Genomic DNA, 17,578 nt, shown 5'->3' with positions numbered 1-17,578 from the left:
GACACAGTTTCAAGGTTCCAACGTCTTCATGTCCGCACTCATCGCCGCCCTCGCCCTGTTCGCCGCCGCCGAGCCCGCCACGGCCGCGCCCGCCCCCGCCGAGCTGACCCTCACCGAGGACATGCCCTATCCGGCCGGCGCGCCGCGGGACGACTACGGTCTGGTGGCCTGGTGCTACGGGGCCCTGCGCGGCTATGTCGACCTGCACGACCAGATGATGCCCGACGTCACCGACATCGAGAAAACCCCGCCGGTGAACCCCGACACCACCCTGGCCGAGAAGCTGCAGGCCTACGCCACCATCCAGACCCGGGCCAAGCAGGACATGAAGCTGTTCGCCCGCGCCATGGAGGCCGCCGAGCGCGCCAGCCTCAAGCCGATCAACACCATCGGCGCCGCGGCCGTGAAGAAGGGGCACGCCACCTGGGCCGCCGCCGCCAACATGCCCAAGCGCCAGGTCGCCCAGAACTGGATGGGCTGGACCCTGCCGGTCCGCTGCACTCCCACGGCCCACGCCCTGGAGGAACGCGCCAAGCTGATGGGCAAGACCTTCCAGGTGAACAGCGACCCCGCGCCCGAGCCCGCACCGGCCCCCGAGGCGGCCCCCGTGGAGCCCACCCCCGAGACCTCCGGCGCCGTCGCCCCGACTCGGTAACCCGACACCGCGCGATTTCTGACGCTGTAAGCGAACCGTCCCGGCTGTCGAACCGACTCCGGAGGCGGTTTTGCGCGTTCCTGTTGCCGAAAAACGACAGCCCGCCCTTTCGGCCCCTGCGTCAACTTTTTACCGACCGGCTGGACTGTTTTTAAACGCCTTTTCCCAGACGCGTTCGAAACTTCGGTATGCTTTTGACGTAACGCGAAAAACTGAATCCCGATATCAGACTAGTTTTGACAATACTGTCAGGGTCTTTTCTCATCTCGGAAAATTCTAACAGAAAAGAGACTTGAGTTTCAGAACTGACGCCGCTCTTTCCCCGCAGCGGTCTGCCAATATTGCGGCTGATAACGCAGTTATATTTGAAACAGGGGAAACGCGTGCGTAACAAAAGCTATCTTGCCGGGGCCTCGTCTGTCGCGCTGGCCGCCATACTCAGCCTGTCCGCCGGCCAGGCCTTCGCCCAGGATGACGCCGAAGTCTCCGAAGTCGTCGTCACCGGCTCCTTCATCGCCGGCTCGCCGGAAGACGCCGCCCTGCCGGTGAACGTCATCGGCGCCGATGAGATGCAGAAGCAGGGCGCCCCCTCGACGGTGGACCTGATCAAGTCGATTCCCGCGGTCAGCGGCGCCATCGGCGAGTCCAACCAGTTCGGCGCCGGCCAGACCACCGGCTCGGGCAACATCAACCTGCGCGGCCTGGGCGCCGAGCGCACCCTGGTGCTGATGAACGGCCGCCGCATGGCCGTCTCCCCCGGCAACATCACCGTCGACACCAACCTGATCCCCGCCGCGGCCATCGGCCGGGTCGAGGTGCTGAAGGACGGCGCGGCGGCGACCTACGGCTCGGACGCCGTGGCCGGCGTGGTCAACTTCATCACCCGCAAGAACCTCAACGGCTTCGAGGCCTCGGGCCAGTACTCCTTCATTCCGGGCTCGGACGGCGAATACACCACGGGTCTGGCCTATGGCTGGGTCGGCGACCGCGGCGACCTGCTGCTCACGGCCGGCTACCGCCACCGCTCGGAACTGAACACCCGCGAGCGCGACTACACGATCCGCTCGATCACCGAGAACCCGCAGGGCGGCTGGTCCACCTTCGGCAGCCCCGGCATCTACCTCTCCAGCGCCAACGGCGGCGCCAGCTACACCTCGGCCTATGCCGACCCCGGCTGCGCGGTGATCTCCGGCGGCCCCAGCTGCGCCTTCCAGTACATCGGCTTCGACAACCTCATCGAGCGTGAGGAGCACTATCAGCTGTTCGGCCAGGTGAACCTCGAGGTCACCGACTCCACCAAGTTCCACTTCGAAGTGCTCTACGCCGGCCACGACGTGCCGGAGGAGAACTCCTCGCCCTCCTATCCGCCGAACAACTTCCCCTCCTCGGCCACCACCACCAAGGCCCAGGGCAACGGCTTCTACATCCCGGCCTCCAACCCCGGCCTGCAGGCCCTGATCGCCAAGGGCCTGGCCCCGGCGACCGCCGCCACGAGCGGCCTGTTCACCTCCATCGCCTGGCGTCCGCTCGGCGTCGGCGGCAACGGCCTCTACGGCTATGAGGGCAAGGAAGACCGCCGCAAGTTCACGGCCTTCCGCGTCTCGGGCGGCTTCAACGGCAAGTTCGAGAACGGCATCGGTTGGGACACCGCCCTGACCTACATGGAAGATCAGAGCGAGATCGCCACGCCGGACGTCATCGTCTCGCGCCTGGAGCTGGCCCTGCGCGGCCTCGGCGGCACGGGCTGCAACGTCGCCACCGGGACCCCGGGCGTCGGCGGCTGCCTCTACTTCAACCCCTTCTCCACCGGCGTCCCCGCCAACGTCCTCGACGGCCGCACCAATCCCAACTACGTCGGCTCCACGGCCAATTCGAAGGACGTCCTCGACTACCTGTTCGAGGACTATTCCTACGAGACCCGCACCCGGCTGTTCGCCGCCGACCTGGTCTTCAACGGCGACCTGCCGATCGACCTGGGCGCCGGGGCCTTCGCCTGGGCGGCCGGCGGCCAGTACCGCTGGAGCGCCATCGACCGTCGCGTCAGCGACCTGACCAACATCGCCGTGACCCCCTGCGTCGACAGCCCGATCAATCCGGCCGCGACCTGCACGGCCAAGAACGGCGCCTTCAGCTTCTTCGGCCCGCTCACCAACTATGACCTGGACTACAGCGTGCTGGCCGCCTTCGGCGAACTGCAGGCGCCGCTCACCGACAGCCTCACCGCCACCCTGGCGGTCCGCTACGAGAGCTACAGCGGCAATGTCGGCGCCACCACCAATCCGAAGGTGGCCCTGAAGTGGCAGGCCCTGGACTGGCTGGCCTTCCGCGCCTCGGCGGGCTCGACCTTCCGCGCCCCGCCCCAGACCCAGATCGCCCCGGCCTTCACCACCAACCTGGCCTACACCGCCGTGGCCGGGGGCTATCGCGCCTACGACCTCTACGGCGACCCGAACCTGGAGCCGGAAAAGGCCAACACCCTGAACCTGGGCGCCATCGTCCAGATCAGCGACTTCCAGGCCACCCTCGACTACTGGAGCTTCGACTTCGCCGGCCCGATCCGCAACGAGAGCGGCTCGTCCATCGTCAACGCCCTGTTCCCGAACGGGACCTCGACGAGCCTGCCCAACAACTGCGCCAATCCGGCCTATGCCGGCCTGCTCAGCCGGGTCAGCTTCATCGGCGGCGTCTGCCTGCCGGGGAACATCAACCGGGTGCGGATCAACTACGTCAACGGGTCCGACGTGAAGACCAGCGGCCTGGACTTCTCGGCCAGCTACAAGTTCCGCGACGTCCTGGACGGCTCCGTCGGCCTGGGCCTCGATATGACCTACGTGCTGAACTACGACGTCGCCGCCACCACCATCGAGGGCGTCACCGTCCTGCCGGCGGCCGACTATTCCGGCACCATGGACTATCTGGGCTACGGCTCGCAGCCGAAGTGGAAGGCCACGGCCTTCGCCGAATACACCCGCGGCGAACAGAACATCCGTTGGACCGTCCGCTATGTCGACGACATGATCGACACCCGCGGGGCCACCACCTTCACGGCGGCCAGCCCCAACGGCAAGAAGGTCGACGCCTTCCTCACCCACGACATCAGCTACCGGGCCTTCCTGCCCTGGGACGTGACGGTGACCGCCTCGGTGATCAACGTCTTCGACCAGGACCCGCCCTTCGCCCGGCTGGACCTCAGCTACGACCCCTTCACCGCCAATCCGCTCGGCCGCTACTTCAAGCTGGGCGTCACCAAAAAGTTCTAGAGGTCTTCCCCCTCGAGAACTTAACTCAAGGGGCGGCTCCCACGGGGGCCGCCCCCTTTTTTATGCGCGATTACAGATCCTTGCGCAGGAACCAGCGCGGGAACATCGGCGCCGGCCCGTCGATCTGGCCAAACAGCTCAAACCCCAGCCGCTCATAGAAGGCCCGCGCCTGGAAGGCGTAGGTGTCGAGCCAGATGTTGCGGCAACCGCGGGCGACCGCCTCGGCCTCCGCCTGGGCCATCAATGAAGTCCCCAGCCCCTGCCCCCGCGCGCCCTCCGGCGTCACCAGGAGGCCGATATAGAACGAGCCCCAGAGCGACAGGCCCCAGAGCCCGCCCAGCACCTCTTCGCTGTCGGGTCCGGTGATGGTCAGGGCGAAGGGCTCGCCCTGCGCGTCGCCGACGGTCTTTTCGTTGAAGGCCAGCAGGGGCGCCCAGATGGGCATGTAGGCGTCGTCGGGGCTCGCGGCCCCGCGGATGATCAGATCCATGTCTTGGTCTTTCGAATGATGCGCGCGCAGGCGCTCGAGCGCGGCGCGGGGCCACGCGGTCAGGTCGAACGGACTGGAGGCGCGGTCAGACCGCGACGAAACCGATCATCATGGGGACAGGCTAGCGGCGCGCGCCCACCATGGCGACAGACGAATTTTCATCTGCCGCGTTCTACCGCGACCCATGGCCCACTCCCGAACCGTCATCTTCGCCGCCCTGGCCGGCAACTCCGCCATCGCGGTCACCAAGTTCGCCGCGGCCCTCTTCACCGGCTCCAGCGCCATGATGAGCGAGGCGGTCCATTCCGTGGTGGACACCGGCAACCAGCTCCTGCTGCTCAACGGCCTGCGCCGCGCCGCCAAGCCCCCCACCGAGCGCCACCCCCTGGGCTACGGCCTGCAGCTCTACTTCTACACCTTCGTGGTGGCGGTGCTGATCTTCGGGGTCGGCGCGGTGGTCTCGCTGCTGCACGGGGTGGAGAAGATCCTGCACCCCACGCCGATCGAGAACGCCTGGGTCAACTACCTGGTCCTGGCCTTCGGGGTGGTGTTCGAGGGCGCCGTCTGGATCGTGGCGCTGAAGTCCTTCAACGAGGAGCGCGCCGGGCGCGGTTGGCTGGCGGCGGTGAAGTCCAGCAAGGATCCCACCGTCTTCACGGTGCTCTTCGAGGACACCGCCGCCCTGCTGGGCCTGCTGGTGGCCCTGTTGGGCGTGTTCTTCTCTCAGACCCTGAACATGCCGGTGCTGGACGGGGTGGCCTCCGTTGGGGTCGGCCTGATCCTGGCCGCCACCGCCTTCTTCCTGGCCGCCGAGAGCCAGAGCCTGCTTACCGGCGAGGCCGCCGCGCCGCACACCCGCGCGGCGATCAAGGCGCTCGCCGCCGCCCAGCCCGGCGTGGCCCGGGTCAATGAGCTGCTGACCATGCACTTCGGCCCCTGCGACATCCTGGTGGCTCTGAGCCTGGACTTCGACGACGCCATGCCCGCCGGCGAGGTGGAGCGCACCGTCACCCGCATCGAGACCGCCCTCAAGGCCGCCCACCCCGACATCACCCGCATCTTCATCGAAGCCCAGAGCTTCGAGGGGCATTGGGGCGTCCCTACCCCGCCCTGAACTTCAGGGCCTCCACCAGCAGGGCGAAGGCCGGCGCCGGCTGCCGGCGGCTGGGATAGTAGAGGTGATAGCCCGCGAACGGCGGACACCAGTCCTCCAGCACGCGCATCAGGCGGCCGTCGGCCAGATGCGCCGCCACATGGTCGGCCAGGACGAAGGCCACGCCCAGGCCCGCGCACGCCGCCTTCAGGATCAACTGCGTCTCGTTGAAGATCAGCTGGCCGTTCACCCGGACATGCAACTCCCGCCCGTCCTTTTCGAACTCCCACACATAGAGCCCGCCGAGGGTCGGAAAGCGCAGATTGATGCAGTCGTGTTGGGTCAGGTCGTGCGGCGTGAGGGGCGTCCCTCGCGCCTCGAAATAGGCCGGCGTCGCCACCGCGGCCATGCTCAGATCCGGCCCGATACGGACCGCGATCATGTCCTTCTCCACCTGCTCGCCCAGCCGCACGCCGGCGTCGAAGCGGTCGGCCACAATATCGCGGAAGCCCGTGTCCACCGACAGCTCCACCTGGATATCCGGATAGTCCGGCAGCAGCCGTTCCAGGGCCGGCCACAGCACGGTGTCGGCGGCGTGCTGGCTGGTGGTGATACGCACCGCCCCGGCCGGCTTGTCCCGCAACTCGGTGACGGCGGCCAGTTGGCTGTCGATCTCGTCGAAGGCGGGGCGCAGCTTGGCCAGCAGCCGCTCCCCCGCCACGGTGGGCGCGACGCTGCGGGTCGTCCGCGTCAGCAGACTCAGGCCCAGACTGGTTTCCAGCCGACGGACCGTCTGGCTCACCGCCGACTGCGAGGATCCCAGCCTGGCGGCGGCGCGGGTGAAGCTGCGCTCCTCCGCCACCACCAGGAAGGTTGTCAGGTCGCCCAGGTTCTCGCGGCGCATTGATAAGTCTCACTGATAGGTTCATGCGCATCTTAGCGGCTAATCGGCATCTCCCGCGCGTCCTACCTTTGGCTTCACGAACCAAGGAGCCGACATGAAGACGCGCAAACTGGGGGGCCTCGAGGTCTCCGCCCTCGGCTATGGCTGCATGGGCCTGTCGGCCGCCTATGGCGACGCCACGCCGGACGCCGAGGCCATCGCCATGATCCGCGCCGCCTTTGAGCGTGGCGTGACCCTGTTCGACACCGCCGAGGCCTATGGCCCCTTCGCCAACGAGGCTCTGCTGGGCGAGGCGGTGGCGCCCTTCCGCGACCAGGTGGTGATCGCCACCAAGTTCGGCTTCGACATCGATCCGACGACCGGCGCCCGGACCGGCGGGCTGAACAGCCGGCCCGACCACATCAAGGCGGTCGCCGAGGCGATGCTCAAGCGCCTACGGACCGACCGCATTGATCTGCTGTACCAGCACCGCGTCGATCCGGCCGTGCCGATGGAGGAGGTCGCTGGCGCGGTGAAGGACCTGATCGCGGCCGGCAAGGTGAAGCACTTCGGGCTTTCGGAGGCGAGCCTGGACTCCATCCGCCGCGCCCACGCCGTTCAGCCGGTCACCGCGCTGCAGAACGAATACTCCCTGTGGACGCGGGACGTTGAGGAGAACGGCGCCCTGGCCCTCTGCGAGGAACTGGGTATCGGCTTCGTGCCCTTCAGTCCCCTGGGCGCCGGCTTCCTGACCGGCAAGATCGACACGACGACAGAGCTGGCGGCCAACGACTTCCGCAACTTCTCGCCCCGCTTCGCCGCCGAGGCCCGGGCCGCCAACATGGCGATGGTCGACCTGCTGCGGCAGATCGCGGCGCGCAAGGCCGCGACCCCGGCCCAGATCGCGCTGGCCTGGCTTCTGGCGCAGAAGCCCTGGATCGTCCCCATCCCCGGCACCACCAAACTGCACCGCCTGGAAGAGAACCTGGGAGCCGCCGACGTCGAGCTTACGGCCGCCGATCTCGCTGCGATCCGCGAGGCCGCCGCGCAGATCAGCATCCAGGGCGCGCGCCTCCCCCAGGCCGTCCTGGCCATGACCAACCGCTAGGAACCGCCATGCCTGAACGGACCCCCGGCCTTGGCCGCCGCGACCTCCTCGCCCTCGGCCTGGCCCTTCCCGCCGCCGCCGGAGCCGTGGGCGGCGCCCAGGCGCGTTCCCCCGCCCCGGCGCCCCGCAACGGGCGACGCCGGCTCGGCGCTCTGGAGGTTTCCAGCGTCGGCCTCGGCGTCCAGAACATGAGCCGCACCTACCAGACGACCGTCCCCTACCGCCCGGAGATGATCACCATCATCCGCTCGACCCACGACCAGGGCGTGACCTTCTTCGATGCGGCCGAGGCCTATGGGCCGCACGAGGTGGAGCGGATCCTCGGCGAAGGCGTGGCGCCCTTCCGGGACAAGATCGTGATCGCGTCGAAGTTCGGCTGGAACATCGACCTGGAGACCGGTCAGCGGCGTCCGGGCCTCAACAGCCGCCCCGAGCACATCAAGCTCGCCGTCGAAGGGATGCTGAAGCGCCTGCGCACCGACCGGATCGATCTGCTCTATCAGCACCGGGTCGACCCCAAGGTGCCGATCGAGGACGTCGCCGGCGCGGTCGGGGACCTGATGGCCCAGGGCAAGGTGCTGCAATGGGGCCTGTGCGAAATGGGTCCCCAGACCCTGCGCCGGGCCCACGCCGCCCTGCCGGTCACCGCCGTCCAGAACGAATACTCCCTGCTCTGGCGGGGCCCGGAAAAGTGGGTCCTGCCCGCCTGCGAGGAACTGGGGATCGGCTTCGTCTGCTGGAGCCCGCTGGGGGTGGGGTTCCTGAACGGGGCCATCGACGCTGACACCCGTTTCGCCGACGGCGACATCCGAAAGATCGAGGGCCGCTTCTCCGCCGAGAACCTGCCGCACAACCTGGCCCTGGTCGAACTCGTGAAGACCTGGGCGCAACGCAAGCAGGCGACGCCGGGCCAGATCGCGCTCGCCTGGCTGCTGGCCCAGAAGCCCTGGATCGTCCCCATTCCCGGCACGACCCAGATGGCCCACATGGTCGACAACATCGGCGCGGCGACCGTCCGCTTCACCCCGGCGGAACTGGGCGAACTGAACGCCGCGGCCTCGGCGATAGAGGTCCGCGGTCTGCGCCTCCCGCCCGCCGTGCTGGCCTTCTCTGAGGTGGAGGCGCCGCCCCGACCCTGAGAAACCCTACTTCTTCGGCGGGTTCGCGCTCAGGTCCATGATCAGCTTGGTGAGCAGGTACAGCCGCGGCGTCACCGACTTCAGGTCCATGAACTCCTTGTCGGAGTGGAAGCCGCCGCCCACCGGGCCCAGGCCGTCCAGGGCCGGCGTGCCCGCCTCATAGGCCAGGGCCGACTGCGAGGCGCCGCCATTGCCCCCGGTCCCCAGCTTCAGCCCCAGGCCCGCATAGATGGCTTGCGCGCGGACCGCCAGCGCGTCCGTCGCCGGGTTGTTGGCCAGCGGCGGGAAGGAGGTCTCCCGCGTCACCGTCACCGTGGTGTCGGGCACCACCGTGGTCTTGGCGGCGGCCTGCAGGGCGGCCTCCACGTCGTCGAACTCGCTCTTCTTGCGGGCCCGCACATTGAGCTGCGCCTTGGCGTCCTCGGGGATGATGTTGTAGCGCGAGCCCGCCTGGATGATCGTCAGGTTGACGGTCAGGCCGTCGCCCGAGTGGGGCATGGTCTCGACGGTCGCGAGCTGGTGGATCAGCTCGACGGCGGCGTTGCGGCCGTCCTGCGGCGCGACCCCGGCGTGGGCGGCGCGGCCCTTGACCGCGATGTTCATGGTCGAGGAGCCCTTGCGCCACACCGTGATCACGTCGGGCGCGTCGCCGGGCTCCAGGTTCAGCTCCACGTCGTGGGCCTTCACCAGCCTGTCGATCAGGGCGCGGGTTCCCGGCGAGCCCCGCTCCTCGCTGGTCTCGATCAGCAAGGTGATCTGGGCGAAGTCCTTGAAGCCCATATCGTGCAGGATCTGCAGCGCATAGAGTCCCTCGACCACCCCGCCCTTCTCGTCGGCGACCCCTGGGCCGCGCGCATGATCGCCCTCGATGGCGAAGGGCCACTTGGCCGTGGTGCCCGGCCCGAACACGGTGTCGATGTGGCCGATCATCAGGATCCTGGCCTTGCCCGTCCCCTTCAGGGTGGCCACCGTGTTCTCCGGCAGGCCCTCGATCTCGGCCGGCACGCTCTCGATGGTCATGCCGAGCGCCTTCAGGCGAGGGATCAGGACGGCGGCCACCTTGCGCCCGCCTTCCACGTCGCCGGTGCCGGAATCGATGTTCACCACCGTCTTCAGCAGGTCGAGTTGGGCCGGACGCGCGGCCTGCGCCGCCGCCCAGACCTTGGCGTCCTTGCCCGCGGCCAGGGCCGGGCCCGTGCTCACCAGCAGGGCGGCCGCAGCCGCCATCGCAACCCGACTCGTACGCATTCCGTCACTCCGCAAACCCGAGGCCCGGAGTGTGGCGGTCACGCGGGTTGGATCAAGCTGAAACGGCCCGCGGCCAAGCTTACGACAGCTTAATTTGCCCCCCTCCGGACGCCCGCCTATCACCGGGGCCCGTTCTGGAGGCTCTTCATGCGTCGTCTTCTGCTGGCCGCCGGCGCGGCCCTCGTGCTTTCCACCGGCCCCGCCCAGGCCCAGACCGCGCCCCCGCCCGCGCCCGCCGAAGCCGCCAAGCCGATGGACGCCGCCGAGCGCGGCCAGGCCATCGAGCAGCTCGCCAAGCTGCTGGAGGCCAACTTCGTCTTCCCCGAGGTCGGGACCCGCTACGCCGGCCTGCTGCGCGCCAACCTCGCGGCCGGCGCCTATGACGGCCTCACCGACCCGACCGCCTTCGGCGAGAAGGTCACCGCCGACCTGCAGGCCCTGGCAAAGGACGGCCACCTGCGCCTGGCCACCCAGGCCGCCTTCCAGACCCGCCGCCCGCCCCCCGCCGACGTTCCGATGAGCGCGCGCGCCAACGGGCCGCCCGGCCTGGAGGAGGCCAGGATGATCGGCGACGTCGCCTATCTGCGCTTCAACGAATTCCCGGACGATCCGGCCGTGGCGCAGAAGGCCCGCGCCTTCCTGCTGGCCAACGCCTCGGCCAAGGCCGTCGTCATCGACGCCCGGCCCCATCGCGGGGGCGGGCTGGGGGTGATGGACGCCATCCTGCCCCTGCTCTACGCCAAGCCCACCCAGCTGGTGCGCATGGACACCCGCGCCGGGATCGAGGACTCCGGCCCGATGGAGGACGGCCCCACCCTGGTGCGCCAGAGGTCGGCCCCCGAGGTCGTCAGCCGCGACCACGTCGTCATTCCCGACCGCACGGAGACCCGGCTCCAGAAGGTCCCCGTCTACTACCTGACCTCCCGGCGTTCGGCCTCGGCCGCCGAGCACCTGGCCCTGGCCTTCAAGCGCACCCATCGCGCCACCCTGGTGGGGGAGACCACTCGCGGCGCCGGCCACTTCGGCGGTCTGCTGGAGGTGGGCGACCGTTTCGCCGTCTTCATCCCCGTCGGCCGCACCTACGATCCCGACACCAACTGGGATTGGGAAGGCAAGGGCGTCACCCCCGACGTCGCCGTCCCCACCGACCAGGCCCTCGACGAGGCCCTGAAGCTGGCCAGGGCCGCCGGGGCCCATCCGGGCTGAGGCGCGGACTGGCGAACCCGTCGGCCCTGGGCCTAGGATAGGATCGCGCGGTCACACAAGAGGCTCCCATGCCCGGGACAGCAGAGGTCGAGGTTCCCTGGTCGGCGGCCTGGAGCGGAGAGCAGGCCTTCCGTCTCCAGCCGTCGCGCGACTTCCCGGGCCTGCTGGAATTGGATCAGAAACAGGCCCCGGGAGTGGGCGAACCGCTCTTCGCGGCCATCCACGTCACCCGACAGCGTCGGGGCATGGTGGACCTGCTCTGCCATGTCTGCGGCGAACCGACCCCGGCCCACGACCGCTACATCTTCCCCGTCGCCTCCGGCGGCCTGGTGACCCTGCACGACGGGACCCAGCAGTACGGCTGCAACGTTCCCCCCATCCACCGCGCCTGCGCCGAGCGGGCGGCGGGCGCCTGCCCCCATCTCTCCCGGCTGGGGGAGCCGCCCCTGCGCTGCTCGAACGACGAGGGCCGGGTGATTCACCGCACCGACGTCACGCCGGGCCTGGAGGCCCTGGCCAGGACCCTGCCGGCCGGGGTCGAGGTGGTGTTCTCCTGCTACCGCCTCTATGGCCGCGACTTCACCGGCGCGGTGATGGCCGCGCGGGAGGCCTGGGAGCGCCAGGCGCGGGCGCGGCGCCGGGCCGGGACCTGAAAAGCCCGAGCGCCGGGCGCCCGCTCGGTGCTAGACTGGTGCGTCATGCAAACGCCGCACCTGATCTACTTCGCCGATCCCATGTGCTCGTGGTGCTACGGCTTCTCCCCGGTGATCGCCGACATCCGCAGGACCTTCGGCCGCGCCCTGCCGATCCAGCTGATCATGGGCGGCCTGCGTCCCGGGACCGACACGCCGATGACCGAAGAGGCCAAGGCCAGCCTGGCCGGCCACTGGACCCACGTCACCGAGGCCTCGGGCCTGCCCTTCGACCCCGCCGTCCTGGAGACCCCGGGCTTCCTCTATGACACCGACCCGGCGGCCCGCGCCGTGGTCTGGGTGCGCCGCCAGGACCCGGAGATGGCCCTGACCTTCCTCGGCGACCTGCAGGCGGCCTTCTACGCGGAGAACCAGAACATCACCGATCCCCTGGTCCTGGCCGCCCTGATCACCCGGCATGGCCTGAACGGCGAGAGCTTCCTGGCCGCCTTCGACACCGAGGACCTCAAGCACGAGACCTGGCGCGACTACGGGACCTCGCAGAAGGCCGGGGTCACCGGCTTCCCGACCCTGATCGCCGGCCCCACCGAGGCCGGCGCCTATGGCGTGGTGACCCGCGGCTTCCAGCCGGGCGCCGCGGTCGTGCCGATGCTGGAGGCCTGGCTCTCCGGTCCGCTCAACTGAGCATGGAAAGCTTCGACGTCGTCGTGGTCGGCGCCGGCGCCGCCGGCATGATGTGCGCCATCGAGGCGGGCAAGCGCGGACGCTCGGTCCTGGTGGTGGATCACGCCCAGGCGGCGGGCGAGAAGATCCGCATCTCCGGCGGCGGCCGCTGCAACTTCACCAACCTCAACACCTCGCCGGCCAACTTCATCTCCGCCGACCCCCGCTTCGCCAAGGGCCCGCTGCGGCGCTACACGGCCAGGGACTTCATCGCCCTGGTGGACCGCTACGGCATCGCCTGGCACGAAAAGACCCTGGGCCAGCTGTTCTGCGACGACAGCGCCAAGGACATCATCGCGATGCTGCTGGCCGAGATGAAGGCCGCCGGCGTCCAGCTCCGCCTGGCCACGGCCGTGGCCAAGGTCGGCAAGACCGCCACGGGCTTCGAGCTCGCCCTGCCCGGCGGGGCGGTGGCCTGCGCGTCCCTGGTGGTCGCCACCGGCGGCAAGTCGATCCCGAAGATGGGCGCCACCGGCTGGGGCTACGAGATCGCCGCCCAGTTCGGCCTGCCGGTCATCGAGACGCGGCCCGCCCTGGTGCCCCTCACCTTCGAGGTGAAGACCCTGGAGCACCTCAAGCCCCTGGCCGGGGTCGCCGTCGACGCCGTGGCCGCCTGCGGCAAGACCCGCTTCGCCGAGGCCATGCTCTTCACCCACCGCGGCCTGTCGGGCCCGGCCATCCTGCAGATCTCCTCCTACTGGCGGGAGGGCCAGGAAATCACGCTCAGCATGGCGCCCGGGGTCGACCTGATGGCGGCCATGAAGCTGGCCAAGACCACCCGCGGCCGCCAGGCGACCGCCACCGTGCTGGCCGACCACATCCCCAAGCGCCTGGCCCAGATGATCGCCGAGGACGAGGGCGCGCTGGGCAACATCGCCGACCTGCCCGACAAGGTGCTGGCCCGGGTCGACGCCGCGGTGAACCGCTGGACCGTCAAGCCGGTGGGGTCGGAGGGCTACCGCACCGCCGAGGTCACCCTGGGCGGGGTGGACACCGCGGCCCTGGATCCGCGCACTCTGCAGGCCCGGGCGGTCCCCGGCCTCTACTTCGTCGGCGAGGTGGTGGACGTCACCGGCTGGCTGGGCGGATACAACTTCCAATGGGCCTGGTCCTCCGGCTGGTGCGCCGGCCAGGCGGCCTGAAGCCCCCAAGCTTCACCGCCCTGCGTCAATCGGTCCCACGCTTTTCGGGGTCGGTTCGATCTTTGTTTAGCTTCTCCCGCGCAACGTGAAGTTGACGACGGCCCGTACGGCCGCGCGCGCTCATGGGGGCCCGGTGACCAAACCTGTCGAACGTTTGACCCAGGCCGAGCTGGTGAGCTGCGTGCTGAGTCATGAGCTGTTCCTCGCCGGCCGTCACGGCGGACGCCGCATGATCCTGCCCATGGTCGATCTCACCGGCCTGGCCATGCCCCGCCGCAACCTCGCCGACGCCGACCTGTCGGGCGCCAGCATGCGGGGGGTCGACCTCTCGGGCGCCATCCTCGATCGCGCCCAGCTGTTCGGCGCCGACCTGCGCGGCGCCAACCTCACCGGGGTCAGCCTCAGCCGGGCCGACATGCGCGGGGCGGTGCTCTGCGGCGCCGACCTCTCCGACGCCGACCTGCAGGACGCCGACTTCCGCCCCGGCCAGATCGCCGCCCACTCCGCCCAGGGCTTCGTCTCCCTCTCCCAGCGCCAGCGCGCCACCATGGCCGAGGCCACCCCCAACAAGATCCGCTCCGACGTCGCCGCCGCCTTCGCCACCGACTTCTCCGACTGCACCATGCGCGGGGCCAAGCTGAACGGGGCCAAGCTCAAGAGCGCCAACCTGGCGGGCGCCCTGCTGGAGAACGCCGACTTCACCAGCGCCAACCTGGAGAACGCCGACTTCACCGACGCGGTGATGTCCGGGGCCATCCTGGCCGGCTCCACCACCCACGACGCCTGCATGACCGGCGTGGTCCAGACCCCCACCGCAGAGGCCCTGGCCCGCCGCCCCGCCCTGCTGGAGGCGCTGGCCGGCCACCAGGTCTGGTGCCTCACCAACGGCAAGCAGGGGGGCGCGGCCCAGATGGAGGGCGCCGACCTGCGGGTGGTGGGCGACGCCCTGCACAAGGGCCAGCTCACCGGCCTCCAGGCGGCGGGCGCCTGTCTCGTGCGCCTGAACCTGGAGGGCGCCTTCCTGCAGGCGGCCAATCTGGAGGGGGCCGACCTGCGCGGCGCCAACCTGCGCGGGGCCGACCTGCGCGGCGCGCGCCTGGCCGGCGCCAACCTGGCCCGCGCCGACCTGCGCGGCGCCCTGCTGATGCACCTGGAGGTGGGCGGACGCTCGACCCCCACCGACCTCACCGGCGCCCGCTTCAGCTACGCCGACTGTCGCGGCGCCCTGCTCTCCCCGGGCCAGCTCGACGCCGCCGACGCCGCCGAGGCCCGCTTCGACCGGGCCGCCTAGAAGATCACCCGCTCCTGGCCCCAGAACAGGGGCGAGCGGCTGTGGTCGATGAACGTCTTCTCGTCCTCCAGCAGCAGCCGGCCGGCCGCCTGGGCCTCGGGACTGGCCATGATGGCGGAGAGCGCCTCCAGGCTCTCGTACCAGAGTTGCGCCACCCCGTCGTAGGGCGGCGGCGCCCCGCGGCTGGCCCGCAGGGGCTCGGAGAGTCCGTCGGGCATGGTGTGCATCTGGACGTAGCGCTGGATCCCCAGGGTCTCGCGCACGCTGGCCACCAGCGGCCCGTGGGTCCCGTGCCAATAGGCCTGGAAGTCCTCCCGGCTCAGATGCGGCAGGCGCACGAGGGGAAAGGTCAGCTTGATCATGGGGCGTTTCCTATTTCCCGCATCTCACGCCAGCCGGCGGGCCGTCGCAAGCTAGAGCGCGCGGATCAGGCCCAGGGTCACCGCCGCGGCGTTGTCGGCGGCCAGCTGGTTGAAGGCCGCATAGAGCTTGTCCCCCTCCCCGGCCCCGGCCAGGCTGGACAGGCCGTGCACCGCCACGAAGGGCTTGCCGTTGCAGAAGGCCACGTGGGCCACGGCGGCGCTCTCGCAGTCCAGGACGCCCGCCTGGAAGGTTTCGAACACCCAGTCCCGCAGCTCGGTGTTGTTGACGAAGGCCGCGCCGGAGACGGCGTTGCCCCCCACCACCACCCGCGGCGTCTTGTCGAGCCGCGCCGCGCCGCCGCCCTTGGACAGCACCACGGTCACCGCCAGCCGCCGCGCCGCGGTCAGCAGGGCCGGCGCCGCCGGGAACCAGAACCGCCGCTCGCTCTCGCCGTCCGGCCCGGCGACGATCACCGGCTTGGGGAACATCATCCCGAAATTGCCGAACCCGCCGGGGAAGCCCGCCGCCGGCTCGAACCCCGCCGGCCCCTCGCGGCCCATCACCACGTCCAGGTACTGGCCCCACTGGCTGGCCACGAAGACGTCGCCCACCTTCAGGTCCGGATCGGCCCCGCCGGCGCAGCCGCTGACCATCACCGTGGTGATCTCGAACAGGTCGAGCAGCCGCTGGGTGTTCATGGCCGCATTGACCATGGAGACCCCGCAGGCGTGCAGCACCACCGCCTTGCCCGAGAGCCGGCCGGTGACGAACGCCGCCCCGCCGGCCCGGTGCTCGGCGCTCTCAGTCAGGGCCGCGCGCAGGGCGCTGAGTTCCGTGGGCATGGCGCCGAGAACCGCGATCCGGGGCGTGTCGTCGAGCATGGCGGGTCCTTCGCGCTTGGGCCTCTAAGTGGCGCCTTTCGGGGCCTGCGTCGCCCGACTTCCGCCATCAGGGCGAGGCTCCTATGGTCAGGCTTGATCCATCCGCCACGAGGCCGCCATGCGCTACGAGATCTCCGGAACGGTGATGCAGACCGTCGGCATCGACCTGTCGCCCGGCGAGACCATCTACAGCCAGACCGCCGCCATGGCCTGGATGAGCGACAATGTGCGCATGCACACCAACACCGGCGGCGGCCTGTTCGCCGGTCTCAAGCGCAGCCTCACCGGCGGCAGCTTCTTCATCACCGAGTTCACCGCCGAGCGGTCCCAGGGCCACGTGGCCTTCGCGCCGCGCTTCCCGGGCTCGATCCTGGCCCGACAGCTGGCGCCGGGCGAGAGCCTGATCTGCCGGCGCGAGACCTTCCTCTGCGCCGAGACCAGCGTCACCCTGGAGCTGGCCTGGCAGCAGCGCATCGGCTCGGGCTTCTTCGGCGGGGCGGGCTTCATCCTGCAGAAGGTGACGGGCCCCGGCGTGGTGTTCCTGGACCTCTCCGGCGAGGTGGTCACCAAGACCCTGGCCCCCGGCGAGCGCCTGCTGGTTCATGCCGGCCACGTCGGCGTCCACGAGCCCAGCGTCAGCTTCGACATCCAGATGGTGCCCGGCTTCCGCAACATCCTGTTCGGCGGCGAGGGCCTGTTCCTGGCCAGCCTCACCGGCCCCGGCGAGGTCCACCTGCAGTCCATGCCGATCCTCAACCTGGCCGAGGCCATCGCCGAGTACCTGCCGTCGGGCGAGGGGTCCGGGGTCGGCGGCCGCACGGTGGCGGGCATCGCCGGCGCGGGCATCCTGGGCAGCATCATCGGCGGCGTTCTGGGGGGCGGCGACGACACCTGAACCTCACGTTCTCGACGGTCGGGGCGGCGCCAACGCGCGGAAGCCGTTCAGGCTCCGCGGATTTATCCACAGGCTTGGCACGAATTTGTGATCGGGCCGGGAACGCGATCGTGATCGCGGAGTTATGGTCATGCTCCGGCCTTGGCGGGAGCGCTGAGCGCCACGCGGGGGTGACGTTCAGCCCAAGCCATATCCCCCCCAAATTCGGAGATACCCATGCGTTTCGCCACCCTGATGACCGTCGCCGTTCTCGGCCTCGCCGCCGCCGCCTGCACCAAGAAGGAAGAAGCTCCGGCCCCGGTCGCCGCTGACGCCACCGCCGACCAAGCCGCCGCCGCCGCGACCGACGCCGCCGCGACCGCCAAGGACGCCGCCGACACCGCCACCGACGCCGCCAAGGAAGCCGGCGACAAGGCTGGCGACGCCATGCAAGCCTCGGGCGACGCCGCCGCCGCCGCGACCGAAGCCAAGGTCGACGCCGCCGCCGAACCCAAGAAGTAAGACCGCGCCGCTCGCGGCGTGGACTGATCAGGGCTCCGGCCGCCTCT

At 69.9% G+C, this 17,578-nt stretch carries 17 protein-coding genes; 12 read left to right on the top strand and 5 right to left on the bottom strand.

Translation table 11 applies throughout. The features are described 5' to 3' along the window. Window positions 1-28 precede the first annotated feature (28 nt). Together AC1RN5_RS15815 and AC1RN5_RS15810 are read left to right on the top strand one after the other, a co-directional pair. Complete coding sequence (locus AC1RN5_RS15815) at window positions 29-655, top strand: hypothetical protein (protein WP_493042106.1); 627 nt, start codon at window positions 29-31, stop codon at window positions 653-655. A 383-nt stretch (window positions 656-1,038) separates the two neighbouring features. Continuing rightward, window positions 1,039-3,915, top strand: a complete 2,877-nt coding sequence (locus AC1RN5_RS15810; RefSeq protein ID WP_493042105.1) for a TonB-dependent receptor domain-containing protein — start codon at window positions 1,039-1,041, stop codon at window positions 3,913-3,915. Between the two features lie 70 nt (window positions 3,916-3,985). Here the strand turns inward: AC1RN5_RS15810 and AC1RN5_RS15805 are convergent, their stop codons facing one another. Continuing rightward, window positions 3,986-4,405 (bottom strand): GNAT family N-acetyltransferase, encoded by a 420-nt coding sequence (locus tag AC1RN5_RS15805; RefSeq protein WP_493042104.1) that lies wholly within the window; start codon window positions 4,403-4,405, stop codon window positions 3,986-3,988. A gap of 184 nt (window positions 4,406-4,589) precedes the next feature. Between AC1RN5_RS15805 and AC1RN5_RS15800 the strand changes: the two genes are divergently transcribed. Next, a complete protein-coding gene (locus AC1RN5_RS15800) occupies window positions 4,590-5,519 on the top strand; it encodes a cation diffusion facilitator family transporter (RefSeq protein ID WP_493042103.1) in 930 nt (309 codons plus the stop codon). Here AC1RN5_RS15800 and AC1RN5_RS15795 read toward each other — a convergent pair. Continuing rightward, window positions 5,506-6,402, bottom strand: coding sequence for a LysR family transcriptional regulator (locus AC1RN5_RS15795; RefSeq protein WP_493042102.1), 897 nt, complete (start codon window positions 6,400-6,402; stop codon window positions 5,506-5,508). The two genes, AC1RN5_RS15800 and AC1RN5_RS15795, sit on opposite strands and share 14 nt — an antisense overlap. Before the next feature lie 94 nt (window positions 6,403-6,496). On the opposite strand from AC1RN5_RS15795, the gene AC1RN5_RS15790 reads away from it, so the two are divergent. Both AC1RN5_RS15790 and AC1RN5_RS15785 read left to right on the top strand, forming a co-directional pair. Further along, window positions 6,497-7,489: an aldo/keto reductase gene (locus tag AC1RN5_RS15790; protein ID WP_493042101.1), complete on the top strand. Its 993-nt coding sequence runs from the start codon at window positions 6,497-6,499 to the stop codon at window positions 7,487-7,489. Window positions 7,490-7,497: 8 nt separating this feature from the next. Then, window positions 7,498-8,628, top strand: a complete 1,131-nt coding sequence (locus AC1RN5_RS15785; protein ID WP_493042100.1) for an aldo/keto reductase — start codon at window positions 7,498-7,500, stop codon at window positions 8,626-8,628. A gap of 6 nt (window positions 8,629-8,634) precedes the next feature. Here the strand turns inward: AC1RN5_RS15785 and AC1RN5_RS15780 are convergent, their stop codons facing one another. Then, window positions 8,635-9,855, bottom strand: coding sequence for a glutamate carboxypeptidase (locus AC1RN5_RS15780; protein WP_493042099.1), 1,221 nt, complete (start codon window positions 9,853-9,855; stop codon window positions 8,635-8,637). A gap of 168 nt (window positions 9,856-10,023) precedes the next feature. On the opposite strand from AC1RN5_RS15780, the gene AC1RN5_RS15775 reads away from it, so the two are divergent. From AC1RN5_RS15775 to AC1RN5_RS15755, 5 genes are all read left to right on the top strand, one after another. After that, a complete protein-coding gene (locus AC1RN5_RS15775) occupies window positions 10,024-11,082 on the top strand; it encodes a S41 family peptidase (RefSeq protein WP_493042098.1) in 1,059 nt (352 codons plus the stop codon). A 68-nt stretch (window positions 11,083-11,150) separates the two neighbouring features. Beyond that, complete coding sequence (locus AC1RN5_RS15770; RefSeq protein ID WP_493042097.1) at window positions 11,151-11,735, top strand: hypothetical protein; 585 nt, start codon at window positions 11,151-11,153, stop codon at window positions 11,733-11,735. A gap of 45 nt (window positions 11,736-11,780) precedes the next feature. Then, window positions 11,781-12,419: a DsbA family protein gene (locus tag AC1RN5_RS15765; RefSeq protein WP_493042096.1), complete on the top strand. Its 639-nt coding sequence runs from the start codon at window positions 11,781-11,783 to the stop codon at window positions 12,417-12,419. Between the two features lie 2 nt (window positions 12,420-12,421). Further along, window positions 12,422-13,600 (top strand): BaiN/RdsA family NAD(P)/FAD-dependent oxidoreductase, encoded by a 1,179-nt coding sequence (locus tag AC1RN5_RS15760; RefSeq protein ID WP_493042095.1) that lies wholly within the window; start codon window positions 12,422-12,424, stop codon window positions 13,598-13,600. A gap of 133 nt (window positions 13,601-13,733) precedes the next feature. Beyond that, on the top strand, window positions 13,734-14,891 hold the full coding sequence (locus tag AC1RN5_RS15755) for a pentapeptide repeat-containing protein (RefSeq protein ID WP_493042094.1): 1,158 nt from the start codon (window positions 13,734-13,736) through the stop codon (window positions 14,889-14,891). Here AC1RN5_RS15755 and AC1RN5_RS15750 read toward each other — a convergent pair. Both AC1RN5_RS15750 and AC1RN5_RS15745 read right to left on the bottom strand, forming a co-directional pair. After that, the gene (locus AC1RN5_RS15750; RefSeq protein ID WP_493042093.1) at window positions 14,888-15,253 is read right to left on the bottom strand and encodes an EthD domain-containing protein; all 366 of its coding nucleotides are present in this window, start codon (window positions 15,251-15,253) and stop codon (window positions 14,888-14,890) included. The genes AC1RN5_RS15755 and AC1RN5_RS15750 overlap by 4 nt on opposite strands. A gap of 51 nt (window positions 15,254-15,304) precedes the next feature. Continuing rightward, window positions 15,305-16,135 (bottom strand): 5'-methylthioadenosine/S-adenosylhomocysteine nucleosidase, encoded by an 831-nt coding sequence (locus AC1RN5_RS15745; RefSeq protein ID WP_493042092.1) that lies wholly within the window; start codon window positions 16,133-16,135, stop codon window positions 15,305-15,307. A gap of 118 nt (window positions 16,136-16,253) precedes the next feature. Between AC1RN5_RS15745 and AC1RN5_RS15740 the strand changes: the two genes are divergently transcribed. Further along, window positions 16,254-17,030, top strand: a complete 777-nt coding sequence (locus AC1RN5_RS15740; protein ID WP_493042091.1) for a TIGR00266 family protein — start codon at window positions 16,254-16,256, stop codon at window positions 17,028-17,030. A gap of 216 nt (window positions 17,031-17,246) precedes the next feature. Further along, window positions 17,247-17,531: a hypothetical protein gene (locus tag AC1RN5_RS15735; RefSeq protein ID WP_493042090.1), complete on the top strand. Its 285-nt coding sequence runs from the start codon at window positions 17,247-17,249 to the stop codon at window positions 17,529-17,531. Window positions 17,532-17,578 lie beyond the last annotated feature (47 nt).

The sequence above is a fragment of the Phenylobacterium sp. GW821-FHT12F10 genome (genome assembly GCF_058806695.1).
The sequence above is the reverse complement of the archived record's forward strand: the minus strand, read 5'-3'. Positions and strand labels throughout refer to the sequence as shown.

Bases quoted from the DNA above. Each gene is read 5' to 3' on its own strand.
- AC1RN5_RS15815 (WP_493042106.1), top strand. From the start codon at position 29: ATGTCCGCACTCATCGCCGCCCTCGCCCTGTTCGCCGCCGCCGAGCCC.
- AC1RN5_RS15805 (WP_493042104.1), bottom strand. From the start codon at position 4,405: ATGGATCTGATCATCCGCGGGGCCGCGAGCCCCGACGACGCCTACATG.
- AC1RN5_RS15800 (WP_493042103.1), top strand. From the start codon at position 4,590: ATGGCCCACTCCCGAACCGTCATCTTCGCCGCCCTGGCCGGCAACTCC.
- AC1RN5_RS15795 (WP_493042102.1), bottom strand. From the start codon at position 6,402: ATGCGCCGCGAGAACCTGGGCGACCTGACAACCTTCCTGGTGGTGGCG.
- AC1RN5_RS15790 (WP_493042101.1), top strand. From the start codon at position 6,497: ATGAAGACGCGCAAACTGGGGGGCCTCGAGGTCTCCGCCCTCGGCTAT.
- AC1RN5_RS15785 (WP_493042100.1), top strand. From the start codon at position 7,498: ATGCCTGAACGGACCCCCGGCCTTGGCCGCCGCGACCTCCTCGCCCTC.
- AC1RN5_RS15780 (WP_493042099.1), bottom strand. From the start codon at position 9,855: ATGGCGGCTGCGGCCGCCCTGCTGGTGAGCACGGGCCCGGCCCTGGCC.
- AC1RN5_RS15775 (WP_493042098.1), top strand. From the start codon at position 10,024: ATGCGTCGTCTTCTGCTGGCCGCCGGCGCGGCCCTCGTGCTTTCCACC.
- AC1RN5_RS15770 (WP_493042097.1), top strand. From the start codon at position 11,151: ATGCCCGGGACAGCAGAGGTCGAGGTTCCCTGGTCGGCGGCCTGGAGC.
- AC1RN5_RS15765 (WP_493042096.1), top strand. From the start codon at position 11,781: ATGCAAACGCCGCACCTGATCTACTTCGCCGATCCCATGTGCTCGTGG.
- AC1RN5_RS15760 (WP_493042095.1), top strand. From the start codon at position 12,422: ATGGAAAGCTTCGACGTCGTCGTGGTCGGCGCCGGCGCCGCCGGCATG.
- AC1RN5_RS15750 (WP_493042093.1), bottom strand. From the start codon at position 15,253: ATGATCAAGCTGACCTTTCCCCTCGTGCGCCTGCCGCATCTGAGCCGG.
- AC1RN5_RS15745 (WP_493042092.1), bottom strand. From the start codon at position 16,135: ATGCTCGACGACACGCCCCGGATCGCGGTTCTCGGCGCCATGCCCACG.
- AC1RN5_RS15740 (WP_493042091.1), top strand. From the start codon at position 16,254: ATGCGCTACGAGATCTCCGGAACGGTGATGCAGACCGTCGGCATCGAC.
- AC1RN5_RS15735 (WP_493042090.1), top strand. From the start codon at position 17,247: ATGCGTTTCGCCACCCTGATGACCGTCGCCGTTCTCGGCCTCGCCGCC.